Below are 20,694 nucleotides of genomic sequence, written 5' to 3' on the forward strand. Positions count from 1 at the left end.
CCGTGAGTAACCTTATCGATCGACTGAATTTTTTCTCGCGCAAACATGTCGGCACGTTTTCCGACGGTCACGGGGTCACTAGCGGCGAAGACCGGAGTTGGGAAGACGCCTACCGAAAGCGGTGGCAGCACGACAAGATCGTTCGTTCCACCCATGGCGTGAACTGCACCGGGTCGTGTTCTTGGAAGATTTACGTCAAAGGCGGGATCGTCACCTGGGAAACCCAGCAAACGGATTATCCGCGGACTCGCCCGGACTTACCCAACCACGAACCGCGCGGGTGCGCCCGCGGGGCCAGCTACAGTTGGTACATGTACTCGGCCAATCGGGTGAAGTACCCGCTGGTCCGCGCACGGCTCCTAAAGCTGTGGCGCGAAGCGCGGGTCGGCCAGGCACCGGTTGCCGCTTGGGCGTCGATTGTCGAGAACCCTGAAAAGCGATCGTCCTACACGCGCAAGCGCGGCATGGGCGGCTTCGTGCGCGCCGGATGGGACGAGGTAAACGAGATCGTCGCCGCCGCCAACGCCTATACCGCCAAAACCTATGGACCGGACCGTGTGATCGGCTTCTCGCCGATTCCAGCCATGTCGATGGTTTCCTACGCCGCGGGGTCGCGCTATCTCTCCTTACTCGGCGGTACCTGCATGTCGTTCTACGACTGGTATTGCGACCTGCCGCCGGCGTCGCCGCAAACCTGGGGCGAGCAGACCGACGTGCCCGAGTCCGCCGATTGGTACAACAGCAGCTTTTTGATGCTGTGGGGCTCCAACGTGCCGCAAACGCGGACCCCCGATGCGCACTTCTACACGGAGGTTCGCTACAAAGGCGCCAAGTCGGTCGTTGTGTCGCCCGACTATTCCGAGGCGGCCAAGTTCGCGGACCTGTGGCTCAACCCGAAACAAGGGACTGACTCCGCACTATCGATGGCGATGGGGCACGTCGTTCTGCGTGAGTTCCACCTCGACCGGCAGGCGGACTACTTCGAGGATTATTGCCGCCGCTACACCGACATGCCGATGTTGGTCCGTCTCGTCAAAAAGAACGGCCACTTCATCCCCGACCGGCTCCTGCGGGCGTCGGATTTGGCCGACGACCTTGGCGAATCGAACAATCCGGAGTGGAAGACCATTGCCTTCGACCGGACCTCGCAGTCGCTGGTGTGCCCGCGCGGCGGGATCGGCTTTCGCTGGGGCGAAAAGGGAAAATGGAACCTCGAGGCCCGCGATAGCGCAGGGAACGAGACCGACCTGGAAATGAGCTTCCTTCTGGAAGAACGCCACGACGAAATTCTCGATGTCGGGTTCCCCTATTTCGGCAACCGCGAGCACGATCACTTCGCGGGCACCGATCACCCCGACGTTCTGGTCCGTCGCCTGCCGGCAAAGCGCCTTGCGACTAAAGAAGGCGACACCTTCGTCGCCACGGTATTCGATTTGCTCGTTGCCAACTACGGCCTCGACCGCGGCCTTGGCGGGGCCCACGTCGCCACCGGCTTTGACGATGACACGCCCTATACGCCCGCTTGGGCGGAGCACATCACGGGTGTGCCGCGCGATCAGATCGTCGCGACGGCGCGTGCCTTTGCCGACAATGCGGAAAAGACCCACGGCAAGTCCATGGTCATCTTGGGTGCCGGGCTGAACCACTGGTACCACATGGACATGAACTACCGCGGCATCATCAATCTTCTGGTGATGTGCGGCTGTGTCGGTCAATCCGGCGGTGGCTGGTCGCACTATGTGGGGCAGGAGAAGCTCCGGCCCCAGACCGGCTGGTTGCCGGTGGCCTTCGCACTGGACTGGTATCGCCCGCCTCGCCAGATGAACTCAACGTCGTTCTGGTATGCCCACACCGATCAATGGCGCTACGAAACCCTCGCGCTCGACGAGATCATTTCGCCAACGGCGCCGGAGGGGCCTTGGAGCGGGGCCCTCATCGACTACAACGTGCGGGCCGAGCGGATGGGCTGGTTGCCTTCCGCGCCCCAACTCAAAGCCAATCCGCTTGGGATTGCGGCGGCCGCAGAGAAAGCCGGCAAAGAGCCCAAAGACTACGTGGTCGAGGGGTTGCTTTCCGGCGATCTGGAGATGTCCTGCCAAGACCCGGACGATCCGGCGAACTGGCCGCGCAATTTGTTTGTGTGGCGCTCCAACTTGTTGGGATCGTCGGGTAAAGGCCACGAGTACTTTCTCAAGCACCTCCTCGGCACGTCGCACGGCGTTCAGGGGAAGGAGCTAGGTAGCGAGGGGATCAGGCCCGATGAAGTCAAATGGCATGAGGACGCGCCGGAAGGAAAGCTCGACCTCCTCGTAACCCTCGATTTCCGCATGTCCACGACGTGCGTGTACTCCGACATCGTGCTGCCGACGGCCACGTGGTACGAGAAGAACGACCTCAACACCTCGGACATGCATCCCTTCATCCACCCGCTGACCGCGGCGGTAGACCCGGTTTGGGAGTCGCGGACCGACTGGGACATCTACAAAGGCATTGCCAAGGCTTTCTCGGAGGTATCCCAAGAGGTTCTCGGTGTCGAGCAGGACGTGGTGCTGACGCCGATCATGCACGACACCCCGGCCGAAATCGCGCAGGCGATCGAGGTGAAGGATTGGAAGCGCGGCGAGACCGTCCCAATCCCGGGCAAGACTATGCCCCAGATTGCGGTGATCGAACGAGACTATCCGAATCTGTACAAGCGCTTCACGTCGGTCGGCCCCCTTTTGGAAAAACTCGGCAACGGCGGCAAGGGAATCTCGTGGAACACCGACCACGAGGTCGAGAACCTCAAAAACTTGAACGGTCTTGTGCGGGGCGATGGCGCAACCAAGGACCACGCCAAGTTGGAGACCGATATCGACGCCGCGGAAGCCATCTTGATGTTGGCGCCCGAGACCAACGGCGAAGTCGCGGTCAAGGCATGGCAGGCGCTGTCGGCCATCACCGGCATCGATCACACCCATCTGGCACGGCCCAAGGAGGACGAGAAGATCCGCTTCCGCGATGTCGTCGCGCAACCCCGGAAGATCATTTCCTCGCCCACATGGTCGGGGCTTGAATCGGAGAAGGTCTGCTACAACGCCTGCTACACGAATGTTCATGAGTTGATCCCCTGGCGAACCCTGTCGGGGCGTCAGCAGCTCTACCAGGATCACCTGTGGATGCGGGCGTTCGGCGAAGGGTTATGCGTCTATCGTCCGCCGATCGACACCAAGTCGGTCAAACCGATCATTGACGCAAAGCCGAACGGCAATCCGCAGGTCGTTCTGAACTTCATTACGCCGCACCAGAAGTGGGGCATCCACTCAACCTACACCGACAACTTGATCATGCTGACGTTGTCTCGGGGCGGCCCGATCGTGTGGATTTCGGAAACCGACGCTGCACGCGCCGGCATCGTCGATAACGATTGGGTTGAGGCCTACAACACGAACGGGGCCTTGGTGGCTCGCGCGGTGGTATCGCAGCGCATCAAGGAAGGCACGCTCTTCATGTACCACGCCCAGGAAAAGATCGTGAATGTCCCGGGTTCGGAGCTTACGGGACACCGGGGCGGCATTCACAATTCGGTCACCCGCGCGGTCGTCAAACCGACCCATATGATCGGCGGCTATGCCCAACTGTCCTATGGCTTCAACTATTACGGCACCGTCGGATCCAACCGCGATGAGTTCGTGATCGTACGGCGCATGGACAACATCGATTGGTTGGACGGGACGCCCATCCAAAGATCCACCCCCAAGCGGGAGGTCGCGGCATGAAGATTCGTGCGCAAATCGGCAAGGTGCTCAACCTAGATAAATGCATCGGCTGTCACACCTGTTCGGTCACCTGCAAGAACGTCTGGACCAGCCGGGAAGGGGTGGAATACGCGTGGTTCAACAACGTCGAAACCAAGCCCGGCATCGGGTACCCCAAGGACTGGGAAAACCAGGGCCATTGGAACGGCGGGTGGGAACGTACCTCACGCGGCAAGCTGCGGCCCAAGATGGGGGCGAAGTGGCGCATCCTGTCCAACATCTTCGCCAATCCCGATCTTCCCGAGATCGACGACTACTACGAACCCTTTACCTTCGACTACGATTTCCTCCAGACCGCGCCCGAATCCGATGTCCAGCCGGTCGCGCGTCCGCGGTCGCTGATCACCGGCGAGCGCATGGAGAAGATCGAGTGGGGACCGAACTGGGAAGAGATTCTCGGGGGTGAGTTCGTCAAGCGGTCGAAGGATTCTAATTTCGAAGATATTCAGAAGGACATCTACGGGCAGTTCGAAAACACCTTCATGATGTATTTGCCCAGGTTGTGCGAGCATTGCCTCAACCCGACCTGTGCCGCGGTGTGCCCGTCCGGCGCTATTTACAAGCGCGAAGAAGACGGCATCGTCCTGATCGATCAGGAGAAATGCCGGGGTTGGCGGATGTGCGTGTCGGGCTGCCCCTACAAGAAGATCTACTACAACTGGAACACGGGTAAGTCCGAGAAATGCACGTTCTGCTACCCGCGGATCGAGGCCGGGCAGCCGACCGTCTGTTCGGAAACCTGCGTCGGTCGCATTCGTTATCTTGGCGTCATCCTTTACGACGCGGATCGGATCGAAGAGGCCGCTTCGTCCGCCGATGAAAAGGACCTCTACGAGTCGCAACTTTCGGTCTTCTTGGATCCCAACGATCCGGGTGTGATCGCCCAGGCGAAGCGCGACGGCGTGCCCGATGCATGGCTTGAGGCGGCAAAGCATTCGCCCGTTTACAAGATGGCGATTGATTGGCGCGTCGCGTTTCCGCTCCATCCCGAATACCGGACGTTGCCGATGGTGTGGTACGTCCCACCGTTGTCGCCGATCCAATCGGCTGCCGAGTCCGGCAACATGGGCTTGGACGGCGAAATCCCGGACGTTCGCAGCCTCCGTATCCCGGTTCGCTATCTGTCCAACATGCTGACGGCGGGCGACGATGCGCCGGTCGTTCAAGGGCTGGAACGGATGTTGGCGATGCGCGCCTTCATGCGGGGGCGCACCGTCGACAAGGAAGATCGTCCGCAAATCGCCGAACGTGTCGGCCTGAATGTGGCGCAGATCGAAGAAATGTACCGTTACATGGCCATCGCCAACTACGAAGACCGCTTTGTCATCCCGACGAGCCACAGGGAAACCGGCGAAGATGCCTTCGACCTGCGCGGTTCGTGCGGTTTTTCCTTCGGCAACGGCTGCTCGGAGGGCAACTCCGCCCCCAACTTGTTTGGCAGCAAGCGCCAAACAAAAATCCCGGAGGCCACGTCATGACGAAAACCTTCAAGGTATTGTCGATCCTGCTGTCCTATCCGGCGCAAGAGTGGTTGAGCGCGATCCCCGACTTCGAGGGCGTCCTGCGCGCGGAGGGTGTTTTGCCGCCGGAGGCGTTGGCGGAAGTGGCGGCATTCTTAGAAGATCTTCGGACTGTCGATCCGATCGAGGCCCAATCCCGCTACGTCCGCCTTTTCGACCAAACGCGGGCGCTTTCGCTGCACCTGTTCGAGCATGTCCATGGGGACAGCCGCGAGCGGGGTCAGGCGATGGTCGACCTCCTCAAGATGTATGAGGACAAAGGCCTCTACATCGGCACGAAGGAACTCCCGGACCACGTACCCTTATTTCTGGAGTTCCTGTCCGAAATGCCGCTGGCCGAAGCCCGCGAGACGCTGGCGCAACCGATCCACATCTTTGCTGCCCTTGCCGAACGCCTGCGGCGGCGAGACAGCGGTTATGCCGCGGTCATGGCGGCAATCGTTGCCGCAGCGCAGGCTACCGTCGACCCCGACGAGGTTGCGCCGCTCCTATCCATGCCGGAGGACGATCCGGACGATCTCGAAGCGCTCGACGAAATCTGGGAAGAGGAAGCGGTCACGTTCGGCGGCGGTGCCGGCGACGACAGTTGCGGACCCGACCGTCTCCAACGGCAAGTGCGTGCAGCCAATCGCGTGGCGCCGACCGTTGAGACCAACAAACCCGAGGTGCGTCATGGCTGAGTACGTCAATTTCGTTCTGTTCGGCGTCTACCCTTACATTGCCCTCGCGGTGCTCGCGGTGGGCTCGATCATCCGTTATGACCGCGAGCCCTTTACATGGCGTTCCGGGTCCAGCCAACTCCTTCGGCGGCGTCAACTGGTGTGGGGGTCGGTGCTTTTCCATGTCGGCGTTTTGGCAATTTTCGCCGGTCATTTAGTCGGCCTCCTCACACCAATATGGATCTTCGATGCGATGGGGATTTCGCACGGTGCCAAGCAATTGCTTGCCATCGGCCTGGGCGGGGGCGCTGGTTTGATGGCGCTCGTCGGGGGTGGATTGCTTCTGCATCGCCGCCTGTTCGATGCCCGGATTCGGCGTACTTCCAGTCCGACCGATATCCTCATCCTGTTGATGCTCTATGCCCAACTGGTTCTTGGCCTCATTTCTATCCGGGCGTCGCTGAATCACTTGGACGGCGGCGAGATGCTCAAATTTATGGGTTGGGCGCAGGGCATCTTTACGCTGCGGCCCGGTGCGGCGGCGTTGGTGGCCGATACCGATCCGATCTTCAAAGCGCATATCGTTCTCGGTCTAACGATCTTCGTCCTGTTTCCGTTCACCCGTTTGGTCCACATGTTGAGCGTTCCGCTCCGCTACCTCTGGCGGCCGGGCTATCAGGTGGTGCGGGCCCGCCAACGTTCTCGAAGCGCCCGGATGGGCGGCGGTGCCTAGGGGCGCATTGAACGTGTTGAATAGGTGGCAAGGCAAAAGGTCTTGCCGGGCGCCGCTTATCGCGTGCGGGGGCGAACCGAACCGGGCGGCCGAAGGTCACACGCATCGGAATGCTCGCCAGGTGGACGGAATTGAAGAAGGCGGCGATGCGGTTGGGCCAGATCAACTCGCCGGTTAGGCCGCCCGCGTAACGTGGTTCCAGTAGAGGAGAGAAAAGATGACCCTAGCAATCGCATCGATTCAGAAGGACCACCAACGCTTCAACGCATTGCTGACATGTTTTGAAGCAATCCTTGTGAGCCCAAACGAAGGCCCTCCACCGGTCAGGAAAGAGTTGCTCCACGCCATCCTCGATTACATCGGATCGTTCATGGACGTCTTCCATCACCCAAAGGAAGATGAGTATCTGTTCCGCGTCATGCGGCGGCGTCTGCCGGAAATGGAAACCGTGCTGAACGATCTGCGCGAAGAACACTACCAAGGGCGGCGCCGGCTCGACGACGTAAAGCAGGCATTGGAGGTTTTCGAACGGGACGGAGCGTCCGCCCTAGGCGACCTTCAGAAAGCGGTTGCGGAATATGCGGCGTTCGAACGTCAGCATATCAGCAAGGAGGAGCGTTTGATCTTGCCGGCCGCGCGCACGAACCTTTCCCACGAAGACTGGGTCGAGATCAACGCGGCGTTCAGCGAGAACGAAGACCCGCTGTTCAGCGAGAAGCGGCAGCGACGGTTCGAGTTGCTGTTCAACACGATCGAACACATCGCACCGCCACCCTTCGGTCGCGGCGAAGCCTATGCGTAACTAAGTGTGTCCTGCGCCGGCATGGTGCAGGACACACCGGATCGCTCCACGATTAACGCGCGCGACTATGTCTAGCGATCGTCAACGTGCAAGGGGCTCACGTAGTCCGGCGGCTTCACGGTCGCCACCGAGCAATCGACGCTGTTGAGGATGTCCTCGGCCGTATTGCCGATAATGAATCCAGGTACGCCAGAACGGGCGATGGTACCCATGACCAGAGTGTCCGCCTTAAGTGTATCTACGTGTGCGGGGATGATGTCTCTGGCTTCGCCGCGTTCCAGAAGCGGGACAAATTTTACGCGCTTCGAGATGTCTGGTCCTGCCCAAGTACGGGCGTGTTCAACAAGCCGGTCAAGTGCGCGCCAATGCGCCGATTGGACTTCGTCGACATAGGCTGTGGCTGCCTTATGCGCACCGGCCGCACCGGACCATGTGCGGATGAGGCCTTCGCCGGGCGCATCCCAAGCATGTAGCACACAGACACGAGATTCGTCGTCTCCGCTGGCTGCAATCCGTGTCGCTGTTTCCAAAATCCGCCGGTTCAAACCAGTGAGCGTTTCTGGTTCCGCAGCTGCTGCGACGTCGACATCGACGGCTGCCAAGATCGTCCTGACCGAATCTAGGCCGCCGCGACGCCGTAACCAGACCGGGCAAGGGCATTTGCGCAACAGGTGCTGGTCGGTGCTTGCAAACAGATGCCGATGAAGGCCGTGCAGTTCCTCCGCAGACTTTATGACTATATCGATGTCGTGATCGAGAACGTACCGAACGATTTCGATGAAGGGTTTGCCGATTCGAACGTCGATCGTGGGTCGAATTTCCGGCCCCGTACGACCGAGGGTTGCGAGGGTCTCGGTCCGGTGGTCGTTCATTATTCGGCTCAAAATTTCCTCACGCGAGGCGCCGGTAGCTCGAGAAATCCGATTGATGTCCGGCAGTGGCTCGATCACCGCGAGTACCGAAACACTAGCACCCCATGTCTTGGCGAGTGCCGTTGCGGCGGTGAACGTCTCTTCGTTGTCTTTGTCCGGGACGCACACGACGAGCAACTTTCGATAAGGACGAAACTCGGCTAGTCCCTCGTCCGCCTGCGTCGCGTCATTCATATGGTGAACTCCTTCTGCCCCTCCGGGTCGATCGTCTTCACTTCCGACGGTGGCGCGTCTTTCGTGATTAGGGCGGCGGCGTGCGCGGCAGCGTCGCGAAACGGCAAAAGTACGAGGTCAGCGCCAACGGTGCGGAGTGCCTGTGACGTGTCTTCTTCATGCGCCGCCACGGCGATCCGCGCTGGGAGCTTTAAATCCCTCAGCGAACGGATCAACGAGCGGCGCGGGTCGTCATGAGATACTCCTGTGTCATGCTCGGGCACTGCCGATACGATCCATGTCGCGCCTTTGAGTGGCAAGTGGGCTAGAAACTCTGGATCCGTCGCATCGCCGAACACCACGTCGAAGCCGTGCGCCCGCGCAAAACGTACGGCAACGGGGCTGAAGTCGACGCCGAGAACCCGCCGGCCCGCTACCTGGAGTTCCTGAGCAATTCCGAGCCCATAGCGGCCCAGGCCGAATATGACGATGTCGTGGGCGCTGTCGGTGGTCGGCACAACGTCTTCCATACGACCGGCCGACCGCGATTCGAATAGACCGAGCAGCGGCCCGACCTTGCCGTAGAGCTGGTGGGAATAGGTGATCATATAGGTTGAGGCAGCGATCGTGATGAGCCCCACGAGGGTGACGAGGCCCAGGTCTTCCGCCGAAACATGCCCGATCGAAACGCCCATCGCCATGAATATTAGGGAGAACTCGCTGATCTGCGCCACCGTCAGGCCGGCGAGGAACCCCGTTCGCTTGCGATAGCCCATGGCGCCCATGATCGCCAAAACGATAAGCGGGTTTCCGATCAGAACGAAAAGCGAAAAGACGATGGCGGCAACGACGCTTGCGCCCAGGATCGACAAGTCGAGCGAAGCACCTAGCGCGATGAAGAAAAACAACAAGAAGAAATCGCGCAGGGAGGCGAGCCGCGCGGCGATCGCCTCGCGGAATGGGGTGGAGGCCAGGGAGACGCCGGCGAGCAGTCCCCCCAATTCTTTGCCAAAGCCGAGATAGTGCCCGAGCGCCGCGAGTAGAACCGCCCAGCCTATGGCGAAGGAGATCAAGAGTTCGGGTGCATTGGACAACCGTTCGACCAGCGGGTTTGCCAGGAACCGGACGAACAGGCCCACGCCCATGAGCATCGCGCCGCTAAAGCCGAACACGAGAAGAATGTCCGCCACAGGGTTGTCGCCTGCGGTGCCGACCCCGATTGCAGACAGGACGATCATGGCGAGTACGACAACAAGATCTTGGACGATGAGGAACCCAAGCGCGATCCGCCCATGCAGCGAGTCGATCTCACGCTTGTCGGACAGAAGCTTCACAATGATAATTGTCGATGAAAACGTAAGGGCGATCGCCACGTAGAGGCTTGTCACGGTGCCGAGGCCTAGTGCGAGACCGATCAGAAACCCAAACATTGTCGTAAAGGCGACTTGCCCGAGTCCCGTCATCAGCGCGACTGGGCCCAATGTACGGACCAGTTTCAAGTCGAGTTTCAACCCGACAAGAAAAAGAAGGACGGCGATGCCAAGTTCCGCCAGTAGGTCGATGTGCTCGTCAGAGCGCGCGATGTCGAGGGCCGATGGGCCGGCGAGAATGCCGACGGCGATAAAGCTCACAATCAGAGGCTGACGCAGCAACAATCCGACAAAACCGACGGCGACAGCAAGCACGAGGAGCGCTGCGATCTCGTAGAAGATATAGGCGCCGATCGCCTCCGTCATAATACGATTGCCCGGTCGTGCCTGGTTCTCGCTTTGCAATCGCACCGGCTACAGCGAAGCGCCCAAAGGCGCGCTCGTCTCGCGGGTTCCAAGGCCGAAAAATACGCAACCCGGATCGTGCGTGGCGGCTGATCGCTTTTTGTCTTTGCTGTCGGTTGTGGCATTCCGTGTTCAAACTATGGGCGTTGCGATAGGGGAGCGGTCACATTTCTATCGACGCAGATCAACTCGGTGCTCGGGTCGCGCGTTCGTTCACGAAGGTCTCCAGGTCTTTGACGGCGACCCGGAATTCTCGGCCCAATTTTACTGCGCGCAATTCCTGGCCATGGATCCAGGACCTAACGGTTGGCTCGCGGACCTTAAGGAGCTCGGCGATTTCGTTTGTCGTCATGAACGGTTTGCTGAGCACAGCGGAGTCCTTTCAGGGAATATTACCCGATTCCTGCCCCTTCCAAAACACTTCAAAATATCTCAAAGTGCTTATAAGTTCCTCAAAGTATTTTAAGTTACCTGAACGGGCGCTATTTCGGTTTGACGGGCGAACTAAGAGCGTTGATCGGACGTCGCGCCGTCAACTAGTGGGCCGCCAAAGCGCCGGAAAAGAAACGGTTACGATAACTGCGGGTCCCTCCGTTTTGGGAGCGACTATCGCGGGCGACCTTAGAGACTGGGCAGGACCGCGTTCAGTGCGACCAGGCTCGCGGCGCCTAGCCGCTTGGCGCGTTCCGGCGAGTAACCCTTCTCCGCGTCCAGGGCGTGTTCGCAATCTTTGAAGGGTTGCTCCACCAAGATGCTGAGGCATTTGAAGGTTTCGCCGATATAGTTCCACGCCATTTGCAGGTTCGCCGTCTCGGGCCGCTTGCCCGGATAGGCGTAACCCGTTTTGTAGTCGGGGTTGGCCTGTTGTAGTGCCGCTTCGAAGGCGTAGAAATTCTCCCGCATCGCCGGCGTGAGCGCGGGCACCTCGAGCGGTCCGCCAAGGAAGACGTAGGGCAACTCTTCGTCGCCGTGCACGTCCATATAGAAGTCGACCCCGGTCCGGTGCATCAGGTTGCGGACGTGGAACACTTCGGGGCTCCGCGTCGCCGACGGGTCCACCCATTCGCGGTTGAGGTCCACGTTGCCGCCGTTGCGCCGGGTCTTGCCCTGCCGGGCGCCGTCCGGGTTCATGCACGGAACGATGTAGAAGACGCAGTCCCTCAGAAGCTTGCGGCTTAGAAAGTCGTCCGGATCGATCAGACGTTCGATCAAGCCTTCGGCGAACCAAGCGGCCATGGTTTCGGAGGGGTGCTGGCGGGCGGTGATCCAGCAGATCTTCTTCCCTTGGCCGCCGGCCCCGATCTGCAACAGATCGATCGCATTGCCATCCGGTGAACTGCCTAACATCGCCGCCGTCACGTGGGGTGCCGTGGCGGCCTTGGCAATTAGGCCGCAGTGCCGCTCAAAACTGTAAGGGGCAAAGCTGGCGAGATAGAACGTGTCGCTGTCGGGCGTCACGGTGATGACGAGGGCCCCGTCTTCGAACGCCGTCGGTACACGGCACCAAGTCGCGCGATCGTCCGAGCCGCACGCGCGGTAGTCCTGATAGGGGCCGGGGATGTCGGTTGCTTTGCGTTCGGCGAGGCGGAAGGCGCCGCCCGCGTTCTCGATCACCAACCGGCAGGTTTGGCCGCGCGCGCCGGAGATGCGAAAGAAAAACCAATAGCTTTCTTCGGCGTTCTCGTCGGTCTTGAGATTCAATCGTACGTTCCCGGCATCGCTGGCGTCGCGCACGGCGATACTGCCGCCTTCGAAATTGCTGTCGATCGCGATCATCGGGGCTCCGTGCTTCAGGGATACTGGCGCAGCAGGTCGGCCACGGCTCGGTACCACACGCTCGTTGTATCGCCATGGCAGAGGTTGGCAGTGTAGTGGTCCAGCCCGGCCAATTCGTCGACCCGCAGCGCGATCCCGGTGCGGCCAAGGGCGGCGATGAAATCGCAATTCTCCTCGACAATGCGGGCGTAGTCTTTTTCGCCGTAGGAAACGTAGAACGGCATGTCCGCTTGGGCGGCCCAATGCATCGGACTGGCCTCGTCGTGGTCCTTGGCGGCGGTCGGGTCGGTGTCTAAGACGCGAAAAAGACCGCTCACGGGGATGCACGCCTTGATGGCACCGGGGGGAACGCCGTGCGCGGTCCGCAAATCCGGGCGCAAGGCGATTGTCGCGGCAATGTGGCCGCCGACCGAATGGCCGCCGATATAGACCCGGTCGGGGTCGGCGCCGTAGGTCGCCGCTTGATTGCGCACAAACGCGAGCGCGCGCAGGCAATCCTCGATCGGTGTCGGGTGGGTATGGTCGGGGGCGAGGCCGTAGTTGGGGCTGACAAAGATCGCCGGCAGCGCCGCGATCGCGGGTGCCATGAACGACATCCAGCCTTTGTTCCCGTGGGTCCAACCGCCGCCGTGTATGTAGATAAAGAGGGGAAGGGCGCTGCCTTGGCTGTCTGGCGGGGCGAATACGTCGAGCAGCTGGTGAGCCGCCCCGCCATAAGACACATCGCGCCATACCTTTTGTTTCGACCGCTCTGCTGCGGCGGCGCGGCGGGCGGTTTCAGCAACGTAGCGAGCCGCCTCGGGTGGCATCGCCGGGTCTGCGCTTGGATCTTTCGCGGTGCCATCGTTCAAGAGTTTTCTTCCCTAGTGCCAAATACTTAGCGGCCCATCGCCTTGACTAGGCGACATGGGCCGCCCATCCTAGCCCGCCCTTAGGGGGCAGGAGAACCGTACGCTATTCCGCGCTGCCATAGCGCGCATTCTAGGGAGGAAAACGTGGCAGACAAAAACCTACAAGACACGTCGGCAGCCGCCGTCGAGCGCACCGGACCGACGCGCCGCCAGCTCCTTGAGCTCGGCGCCGGCCTTGGTTTGATGCTGACGCTCACCCCGACCGGCACCTTCGCGCAGGGCAAGAGCGAACTCACCATCGCCATCCCCGCCGATCTTGGCGGCTGGGATCACGACTATTTGGCGTTCGACCTCGTCGGTCTAGCGGTGATGAAGAATTGTTACCCGTTCATGCTCGAATATGGGGTCAAAGATCAAGACGGCGCGGCCGTTATGGACACCGAAAACATCGTGCCGGTATTCGCGGAGTCCTGGGAAGGCGATGCGGAAGGAAAGGTATGGACCCTCAAGATCCGCAAAGGGGTCACCTTTCCGAGCGGCAATCCGCTTACCGCGAAGGACGTCAAGTGGTCGAAGGACCGGGCGTTCGCCGCTAAGGCGAACGTCGCAGGGGTCTACCGCTTGATCGGCTTGACCGAGGCGAGCCAGGTCGAAGTTGTCGACGATTACACGGTGCGCTTTACCCAGTCGCAACCCAGCGATCTGTCCAGCCACATCCAGATTATTTCCCTGTACGTCTTCGACTCCGAGGAACTTAAGAAGCACGCGACGGCCGACGATCCATGGGCCAAGGACTGGACCACGAAGAATCCTCAAAGTGGCGGGGCCTACAACGTCGTGGACTACAAGCCTGGGCAAGAGATCGTCCTCGAATCCAACCCGTCTTTCCCGAGCGCTCAACCGCGTGTGAAGCGGGTCAAGCTGCAGGTTATTCCGGCACCGGCAAACCGCCGCTTACTGTTGGAAAAGGGCGAGGTCGACATCGCCCTCGGGCTGTCCCGTCGCGACATCAACGACATGCGCGGCGCCAAGGGTATCAAGGTTATTTCCAGCCCCAGCAACGAGTTTGTGTTCATGCCGATGGCGATGGGCACCGCACCGTTCGACAACCCGAAGGTGCGCCAGGCGATGGCGCATGTGGTGCCCTACGATGCGATCGTCTCCAATGTCTATAGCGGCAATGCGCGGCGTTCGACGAGTCCGGTCCCACTCGATATGCCTGGCCATTCGGCGAAGGGTTACCCGTTCGGTTTCGATATCGACAAGGCCAAAGCGCTGCTCGCCGAAGCCGGCATGGCGGGCGGATTCGAGTCCGAAATCGCCATTTTGGCCGGCGACGTCGCGCAGGAGCGTGCGGCCGTCCTCGTGTCTAGCGCGGCCCGGCTTGCGGGGATCGACCTGAAGATCACGCCGCTCGACCCCGGTACGCTGTTCCAGCGCCGTCGTGAAAAAACCCTGCCGTTGCAGATTGCCAGCGGGCAGATGTGGGTCAACGATATCGAGTACCTGCTGGCCACCAGTCTGACGCCCGGTGGCTTTTTGAACTACGCCGGGTACGACAGCGCACGGATCGTCGAAATTTTCCAGACGCTTAACAAGACGTCCGACATGGCGACCCGCAACCGGTTGTTCGACGAGGTTCAAACCATCTTGGCGCGCGATGTGCCATGGCTCGTCCTCGCACAACCGCACTTCGACTTGCCGGTGGCCGCGAGTGTGTCCGGTTGGGTCCAGCCTGTGGATGGCCTCTTCCGCCTGCGCTACCTCGACGCCTGAGGCCGTGGCACCTGTCAGGTGCGGCTTGGTCTCTACATAACGCGAAGACTATTGATGCTGGCGCCCGTTCTTGTGGGCGTCAGCATCTTTTGTTTTCTGTTGATCCGGGTGCTTCCCGGCGACCCAATACTGTCGATCGTTCCGGAAACCGCCACCCAGGAAGACATCGACCGGACCCGTGCCCAGTACGGCCTCGACCGGCCGCTGGTCGAGCAATACGGCGCTTACATGGCGGGGGTGGTACGGGGCGATTTCGGCGATTCTATTCAAACAAACCGCGCTGTCGTCGACCAAATCGCCGAACGCTTACCCCGGACCCTGGAACTCGTGGTGCTGGGCTTCCTCCTGGCACTCGTCATGGCCATCGTTCTCGGCCTCTTCGCCGCGCTCCACGCCGGCAGGGTCGGAGATCACATCGCCCGAGTGGGCGCGCTGGTCGCAAATTCCTTGCCCGAATTTTGGCTCGGCTTGGTGCTAATCCTCGTCTTCTTTGCCGCTCTTGGCATTGCCCCGGGCCCGACCGGACGGATCTCGACCGGCATCGATTTCGAGGTCGTTACCGGCTCGCTGATTATCGATTCCATACTTACCGGCAATATGCCGGCGCTGGTATCGGCCCTGCATCACTTGATGCTGCCGGTCCTAACCCTCGGTGTCATCGTCGTTGCGCCGATGATGCGCAGTGTCCGTGCGTCGGCGCTCCAGGTGATGCAATCCGAAAGCTACCGCTGTGCGGCGGCACACGGGCTGCGGCCGAAAACACTGTTGTTCGGCTATCTCCTGCGGGAAACCATGGTGCGGGTGCCCACCCTCGCAGCACTCGTACTCGGCAACTTGATCGGTGGAAGTGTGCTTGTCGAGTTCGTGTTCTCTTGGCAGGGCTTCGGACAATGGGCGTTGCGGGGTCTGTTGTTGCGGGACTACCCGGTGATCCAGGCGTACGTCCTGGTGACGGCATCTTTTTACGTCGTGGCTTTTCTTGTGGCCGACGTTGTCCAAGCGGCGCTCGATCCGCGGATCAAGGTCTAGGTCATGACGCTCGTCGAAACCATCTCCGGCGGTAAGTCCGCATGGCATCGTCGCCGCCCGCGCGCGGAAATCAGTCGTCCCTTGATCCTTTCGGGCGCCGCGATTCTGTCTGTGGTGATTGCCGGCGGGATATTCGCGCCGCTGCTGTCGCCGTGGGGCCCCGAGGAGATTGATTTCGCGGCGTTCCTGGTCCCGCCCTCGGCAGCCCACCCGCTCGGAACCGACGGCAACGGCATGGACATTTGGAGCCGCGTGCTCTTTGCCGCGCGCATCGATGTCGGTGTCTCGCTTGCCGCCGTCACCCTCGCCGTCGTGGTCGGCAGTCTGATCGGCGGCTTCGTCGGCTACATCGGGGGATGGGTCGATGAAATCGCGATGCGATTGACCGACATCGTTCAAGCTTTTCCCGCGTTCATCCTGGCGCTCACAGTCTCGGCGATGTTCGGCGGCGGACTGTTCAATTTAACCGTCGCGATCGGTTTGATCTTTGCCCCGGCTTACGTGCGCATCATGCGCAGCGAAATTCGAGCCCTGCGTGTCCGCGGTTTCGTCGAGGCCGCTGAATGCGCGGGCAACAGCAGGGGGTCGATCCTTTTTCGTCACCTCTTTCCCAACGCGTTGATGCCGGTTCTGGTGATCGCACCGCTTAATTGCGGCTGGGCGATGCTTACTTTGGCGGGGCTATCATTCCTCGGTCTTGGCGTCCCGGTGCCGCAGGCCGAGTGGGGGGCGATGATCAGTGCGGGTGCGGCCGATGTCGTGGGCGGGCGTTGGTGGACGTCGATTTTTCCCGGGATCGCGCTTTTCCTTAGCGTATTCGGCTTCAACTTGATCGGCGAAGGCTTCCTCGAACGCTCGGAGCAACAGTGACGCAAGCGTTGCTGGATATGCAGGGCGTCTACGTTTCGCTGCCGACCCGGGGTGGTACCGTTGCCGCGCTCAACGACGTCACTCTCAAGGTCGCGAAGGGGGAGGTGCTTGGCCTCGTCGGCGAAAGCGGCGGTGGCAAAAGCATGATGGCACGGGTGATCGCCGGCTTATTGCCCGACGGCGCCAATCTCGCCGGTGCTGTGACCGTTGCCGGTCGTAACATTGTCGAGAGCAGCGAAGCCGATATGGCGTTGCATCGGGGTAGCGGCGCGGCCATGTGTTTTCAGAACCCGCGCGGTGCCCTTAGCCCAACACGTCGTGTCGGCCAGCAACTGGTCGATCGACTCATGCGGTGGCAGAGCATGGGTAAAGAACAGGCCTGGGCAGCGGCGCGCGATCGCTTCGCCGAAGTAGGGATTCGCGATCCCGAACGGCGCCTGCGCGCCTTCCCCCATGAACTCTCCGGCGGGATGTGCCAGCGCGTGATGATCGCGCTTGCGTTGGCCTGCAAGCCGCGCCTCCTTCTCGCCGACGAACCGACCACCGGGCTGGATCCGACGCTCACTAAGGATATTCTTAAGCTCTTCCGTGACGCAGCGCAGCGCAACGACTGTGGGGTCATCGTCATTTCGCACGACGTTGCGTCGATCGCCGGTGTGTGCGACCGGATTGCTGTCCTCTATGCCGGTCTTCTGGTCGAAATCGGCGATACACCGGCCGTCGTGAGAGACCCGCTCCATCCCTACACGCGTTCCTTGCTGGCGGCAGTCCCCGATCTTGACGGCCGGCTGTCGGTCCCGCTCGCTGGCACCATGCCGCGCCTCAGCGTTCCGCCGTCGGCCTGTCCGTTTGAGACGCGCTGCAGCTTGGCCGAGGATCGATGTCGCATGGACGTGCCGCCGCCGACGGAAAGCGACGATGGACGGATCGTTAGATGTTTCCGTGCCGGCCAGCCGCAGTCGTTCCCCAGCGTCGCTCCCGCGGCAACTCATACGCGACAGGGTACGGCACAGGTTCCCGTCGTGACGTTGCACGATGTCGAGGTTCGCTACGCTAGCCAGTTTGGGCAGCGCGGCCCGCGGGCGCTACGTGGGGTGTCGCTGGCCCTGGCCCCCGGCGAAACGTTGGGCATCGTCGGTGAAAGCGGGTGCGGCAAGAGTACGCTGGCACGGGTGATCATGGGGCTGGTCCGGCCGACAGACGGGCGGGCGGTCGTGAACGGTCTCGACTACGGAAACGCGACACGCGCCGACATTCGCCGCCTGCGCCGCGATATTCAGATGGTGTTCCAGGATCCGGTCGATTCGCTTAGTCCACGCATGACGGTCGAGCAGAATGTCAGCGATCCCTTACGGAATGCGGATACCGCGCCCTCAGATATGGATGGACAAATCGACCGCGCGCTGACTCAGGTCGGCCTTGGGCCGGAGTTCCGAAAACTCTACCCGCGACGCCTGTCCGGTGGCCAAGCCCAGCGCGTCGCACTGGCGCGGGCGCTCATCGTCGACCCCCGCGTCATCGTGTTCGATGAACCGACGTCGGCCCTCGACGTCACGGTGCAGGCGCAGATCCTCGATTTGCTTCGCGGGTTGATGGCCGACGGCACGCGCTCGTACGTTTTCGTGTCGCACGATTTGGCCACGGTACACGGTCTTTGTGATCGGGTTGCCGTGCTTTATCTCGGCCGCATCGTCGAGCAGGGGCCCGCCGAGACGGTGTTGAAACAACCCCGTCACCCGTACACTCAGGCATTGGTCGAGGCTGTACCGGCGCTTTCCGGCGACCGAGTCGTGGCGCCATCGAAACTCCGGCGCGACCTGGATGAAGCGTACGAAGCACCTGGGTGCGGGCTGTCGCCGCGGTGTCCTTACGCCGAGGCAGCCTGTGACGACCCGCAGGCACTGCGCAATTTGACGAATGGCCACCAGGTTGCATGCTGGAAGGCCGAACGATTGACGATGGTGGAGGCTTAGCGTTGTCGGAAAAACACTTGCGCCTGGCGGTCGATATCGGCGGAACCTTTGTCGACGCGATCGAGCTGGACACAACAACAGGGGCGTTTCGATTTCAGAAGGCCTCGACCACGCCGCGCAATCCCTCGGAGGGCGTGCTCAACGCCATCGCGGCGCTGGAAACGCCGCTCGACCGGACGGCGCTCTTCACGCACGGCACCACGCTTGGTCTGAACGCCGTACTGGAACGCCGTGGCGCGAAGGTCGGCATCGTTACCAACGAAGGTTTCCGCGATATCTTCCTGATTGGGCGCGCCAATGTTCCAGACGCCCACATGTACGACTTCACCTACGCCCGTCCCGAGCCGTTGGTTCGGCGTCGGTGCATCGCCGGCGTCAAAGGCCGGCTCGACTACAAGGGACGCGTCGTCGATGAACTCGACGAAGACGGTGTCGTTGCCGCCGCCCGCCATTTGATCGACGAGCATCGGGTCGAAGCGATTGCGATCTGCTTTCTCTTCTCGTTTATCGACCCAGCATCCGAACGCCGCGCCAAAACGTTGATCCTCGAAGCGTTTCCGGAGATGCGCGTCTCGATCTCCAGCGATATTGCCCGCGAGCACCGCGAATACGAACGTACCAGCACGACAGTGTTGGACGCTTATATTCGACCGATATTTGAACGCTACATTGACGAACTCGAGGCGCGGATGCGCGCGCAAGCCTTTGACGGCCGCTTCTTGATCATGCGCTCCGGCGGCGGGGCGATGACTGCCGAAGCTGCCAAGCGCTCGCCAACGAACACCGTGCTTTCTGGACCGGCGGGCGGCATCGCTGGGGGGGCTTTCCTGGGCCAGGCGTTGGAACGGCACGACCTCATCACCTTCGATGTGGGCGGTACCTCGCTCGACGTGTGCTTGATCGAGGATGGCCGCGCCGCTGCCGCCTTCGAGGCGTCGCTCGAAAACCATCCCTTGCTTATTCCGATTTACGATATCCGCACCATTGGGGCCGGCGGCGGTTCGATTGCCTGGCTTGACGCGGGTCTCCTTAACGTCGGGCCGCAGAGCGCTGGCGCCGAGCCGGGGCCAATCTGCTATGGCCGCGGCGGTACGCAGCCGACGGTGACGGACGCGTGTCTCGTTCTGGGCTACATCGACCCGGACGCGTTTCTTGGCGGTACCATGCGTCTCGACGACGCGGCGGCCGGACAGGGTCTTGCGGCATCGATCGCCCAGCCGATGGCGGTGACGCCGGAGGCTGCCGCAGCGGGCATCCTCGATATTCTCATGGCAAAGACCGTGGGCGCGGTGCGCCAGATCACGGTCGAGCGTGGCCGCGACCCCCGCGAGTCCGCCTTGCTCGCCTTTGGTGGCGCCGGGCCCCTGTTCGGCCCGATGTGTGGCCACGAAATGGATCTCAAGGAAGTCATCGTTCCGAACGCGCCGTCGGGATTCTCGGCATGGGGGATGCTGAGCGCCGACGTAGTCGACGATTTTTCGCGAACCCATATTGCTCTGATCGACGAAGTCTCGCCCGAAGCGCTCGGCGCGATTTTCGCCGAGATCGAACGAGAGGCGGTAGAATCGTTACGCCAACAGGGCGTTCGAGACGGCCAAGCGATGCTGCTGCGGCAGCTTGAGTTGCGCTACCTAGGCCAGGAGCATGCCTTGCCTCTCGATCTCGGGGTCGCCATCGCCATCGATGCCATCGTGAAAAGCTTCGGCGATCAACACGAGGCCCGCTATGGCCACCGGATGGAGGCGCCGGTGCAGATATTGAACATCCGTATCCGCGCGGTCGGCAATACCGCGAAACCGACATTGCCGGAACTGCCGGCGCGGCCCGCAGGGAAGGCCGGGCCCAAGTCCGGTGTGCGTCGCGCCTATTGCTTCACGACCAGGCAAATGACCGACTTCGCCACCTACACCCGCGCAGACCTTGCGCCGGGGGATACGATCGCTGGTCCCGCGCTGATCGACGAAGGTACCTCCGTGACGGTCATGCACACTGGCCAGACCCTATCTGTCGACCGCTACGGCCACCTGATCGTTGCGATGGCGGGGTAG

General features: G+C 61.4%; 15 protein-coding genes. 10 read left to right on the forward strand and 5 right to left on the reverse strand.

Going from position 1 to position 20,694, the window contains the following annotated elements:
* Nucleotides 1-2 precede the first annotated feature (2 nt).
* From RID42_10435 to RID42_10455, 5 genes are all read left to right on the forward strand, one after another.
* On the forward strand, nucleotides 3-3,758 hold the full coding sequence (locus RID42_10435) for a nitrate reductase subunit alpha (protein ID MEQ8248082.1): 3,756 nt from the start codon (nucleotides 3-5) through the stop codon (nucleotides 3,756-3,758).
* Nucleotides 3,755-5,275 (forward strand): nitrate reductase subunit beta, encoded by a 1,521-nt coding sequence (gene narH, locus RID42_10440; protein MEQ8248083.1) that lies wholly within the window; start codon nucleotides 3,755-3,757, stop codon nucleotides 5,273-5,275. The genes RID42_10435 and narH overlap by 4 nt, the downstream gene beginning before the upstream one ends.
* A complete protein-coding gene (gene narJ, locus RID42_10445) occupies nucleotides 5,272-5,997 on the forward strand; it encodes a nitrate reductase molybdenum cofactor assembly chaperone (GenBank protein MEQ8248084.1) in 726 nt (241 codons plus the stop codon). The genes narH and narJ overlap by 4 nt, the downstream gene beginning before the upstream one ends.
* Nucleotides 5,990-6,709 carry a respiratory nitrate reductase subunit gamma gene (narI, locus tag RID42_10450; GenBank protein MEQ8248085.1) on the forward strand — a complete coding sequence of 240 codons (720 nt, stop codon included), beginning with the start codon at nucleotides 5,990-5,992 and terminating at the stop codon, nucleotides 6,707-6,709. The genes narJ and narI overlap by 8 nt, the downstream gene beginning before the upstream one ends.
* A gap of 217 nt (nucleotides 6,710-6,926) precedes the next feature.
* Nucleotides 6,927-7,511, forward strand: a complete 585-nt coding sequence (locus RID42_10455) for a hemerythrin domain-containing protein (GenBank protein MEQ8248086.1) — start codon at nucleotides 6,927-6,929, stop codon at nucleotides 7,509-7,511.
* A gap of 71 nt (nucleotides 7,512-7,582) precedes the next feature.
* Here the strand turns inward: RID42_10455 and RID42_10460 are convergent, their stop codons facing one another.
* The 5 genes from RID42_10460 to RID42_10480 form a co-directional block, all read right to left on the reverse strand.
* Nucleotides 7,583-8,617 (reverse strand): universal stress protein, encoded by a 1,035-nt coding sequence (locus tag RID42_10460; protein ID MEQ8248087.1) that lies wholly within the window; start codon nucleotides 8,615-8,617, stop codon nucleotides 7,583-7,585.
* Nucleotides 8,614-10,332 (reverse strand): cation:proton antiporter, encoded by a 1,719-nt coding sequence (locus tag RID42_10465; GenBank protein ID MEQ8248088.1) that lies wholly within the window; start codon nucleotides 10,330-10,332, stop codon nucleotides 8,614-8,616. Before RID42_10465 ends, RID42_10460 begins: the two co-directional genes overlap by 4 nt.
* Nucleotides 10,333-10,555: 223 nt before the next feature.
* Nucleotides 10,556-10,741, reverse strand: a complete 186-nt coding sequence (locus RID42_10470) for a helix-turn-helix domain-containing protein (GenBank protein ID MEQ8248089.1) — start codon at nucleotides 10,739-10,741, stop codon at nucleotides 10,556-10,558.
* Between the two features lie 251 nt (nucleotides 10,742-10,992).
* Entirely contained in the window at nucleotides 10,993-12,147 is a 1,155-nt protein-coding gene (locus RID42_10475) for a M14-type cytosolic carboxypeptidase (protein MEQ8248090.1), read from the reverse strand.
* A gap of 14 nt (nucleotides 12,148-12,161) precedes the next feature.
* Nucleotides 12,162-12,998 (reverse strand): alpha/beta hydrolase, encoded by an 837-nt coding sequence (locus RID42_10480; GenBank protein MEQ8248091.1) that lies wholly within the window; start codon nucleotides 12,996-12,998, stop codon nucleotides 12,162-12,164.
* Between the two features lie 144 nt (nucleotides 12,999-13,142).
* Between RID42_10480 and RID42_10485 the strand changes: the two genes are divergently transcribed.
* The 5 genes from RID42_10485 to RID42_10505 are packed head-to-tail and all read left to right on the forward strand — an operon-like array spanning nucleotide 13,143 to nucleotide 20,694.
* Nucleotides 13,143-14,774: an ABC transporter substrate-binding protein gene (locus RID42_10485; GenBank protein ID MEQ8248092.1), complete on the forward strand. Its 1,632-nt coding sequence runs from the start codon at nucleotides 13,143-13,145 to the stop codon at nucleotides 14,772-14,774.
* Nucleotides 14,775-14,792: 18 nt separating this feature from the next.
* Nucleotides 14,793-15,803: an ABC transporter permease gene (locus tag RID42_10490; protein MEQ8248093.1), complete on the forward strand. Its 1,011-nt coding sequence runs from the start codon at nucleotides 14,793-14,795 to the stop codon at nucleotides 15,801-15,803.
* Nucleotides 15,804-15,806: 3 nt separating this feature from the next.
* Entirely contained in the window at nucleotides 15,807-16,673 is an 867-nt protein-coding gene (locus RID42_10495) for an ABC transporter permease (GenBank protein ID MEQ8248094.1), read from the forward strand.
* Nucleotides 16,670-18,646: an ABC transporter ATP-binding protein gene (locus RID42_10500; GenBank protein MEQ8248095.1), complete on the forward strand. Its 1,977-nt coding sequence runs from the start codon at nucleotides 16,670-16,672 to the stop codon at nucleotides 18,644-18,646. Before RID42_10495 ends, RID42_10500 begins: the two co-directional genes overlap by 4 nt.
* 2 nt (nucleotides 18,647-18,648) lie before the next feature.
* Nucleotides 18,649-20,694, forward strand: coding sequence for a hydantoinase/oxoprolinase family protein (locus RID42_10505; protein ID MEQ8248096.1), 2,046 nt, complete (start codon nucleotides 18,649-18,651; stop codon nucleotides 20,692-20,694).

The organism is Alphaproteobacteria bacterium, from assembly GCA_040216735.1.
GTDB lineage: Bacteria > Pseudomonadota > Alphaproteobacteria > SHVP01 > SHVP01 > CALJDF01.

Excerpts from the sequence above, each read along its gene's own strand:
- narJ (MEQ8248084.1), top strand. The coding sequence starts at position 5,272 with ATGACGAAAACCTTCAAGGTATTGTCGATCCTGCTGTCCTATCCGGCG.
- RID42_10465 (MEQ8248088.1), bottom strand. The coding sequence starts at position 10,332 with ATGACGGAGGCGATCGGCGCCTATATCTTCTACGAGATCGCAGCGCTC.
- narH (MEQ8248083.1), top strand. The coding sequence starts at position 3,755 with ATGAAGATTCGTGCGCAAATCGGCAAGGTGCTCAACCTAGATAAATGC.
- RID42_10495 (MEQ8248094.1), top strand. The coding sequence starts at position 15,807 with ATGACGCTCGTCGAAACCATCTCCGGCGGTAAGTCCGCATGGCATCGT.
- RID42_10460 (MEQ8248087.1), bottom strand. The coding sequence starts at position 8,617 with ATGAATGACGCGACGCAGGCGGACGAGGGACTAGCCGAGTTTCGTCCT.
- narI (MEQ8248085.1), top strand. The coding sequence starts at position 5,990 with ATGGCTGAGTACGTCAATTTCGTTCTGTTCGGCGTCTACCCTTACATT.
- RID42_10455 (MEQ8248086.1), top strand. The coding sequence starts at position 6,927 with ATGACCCTAGCAATCGCATCGATTCAGAAGGACCACCAACGCTTCAAC.
- RID42_10475 (MEQ8248090.1), bottom strand. The coding sequence starts at position 12,147 with ATGATCGCGATCGACAGCAATTTCGAAGGCGGCAGTATCGCCGTGCGC.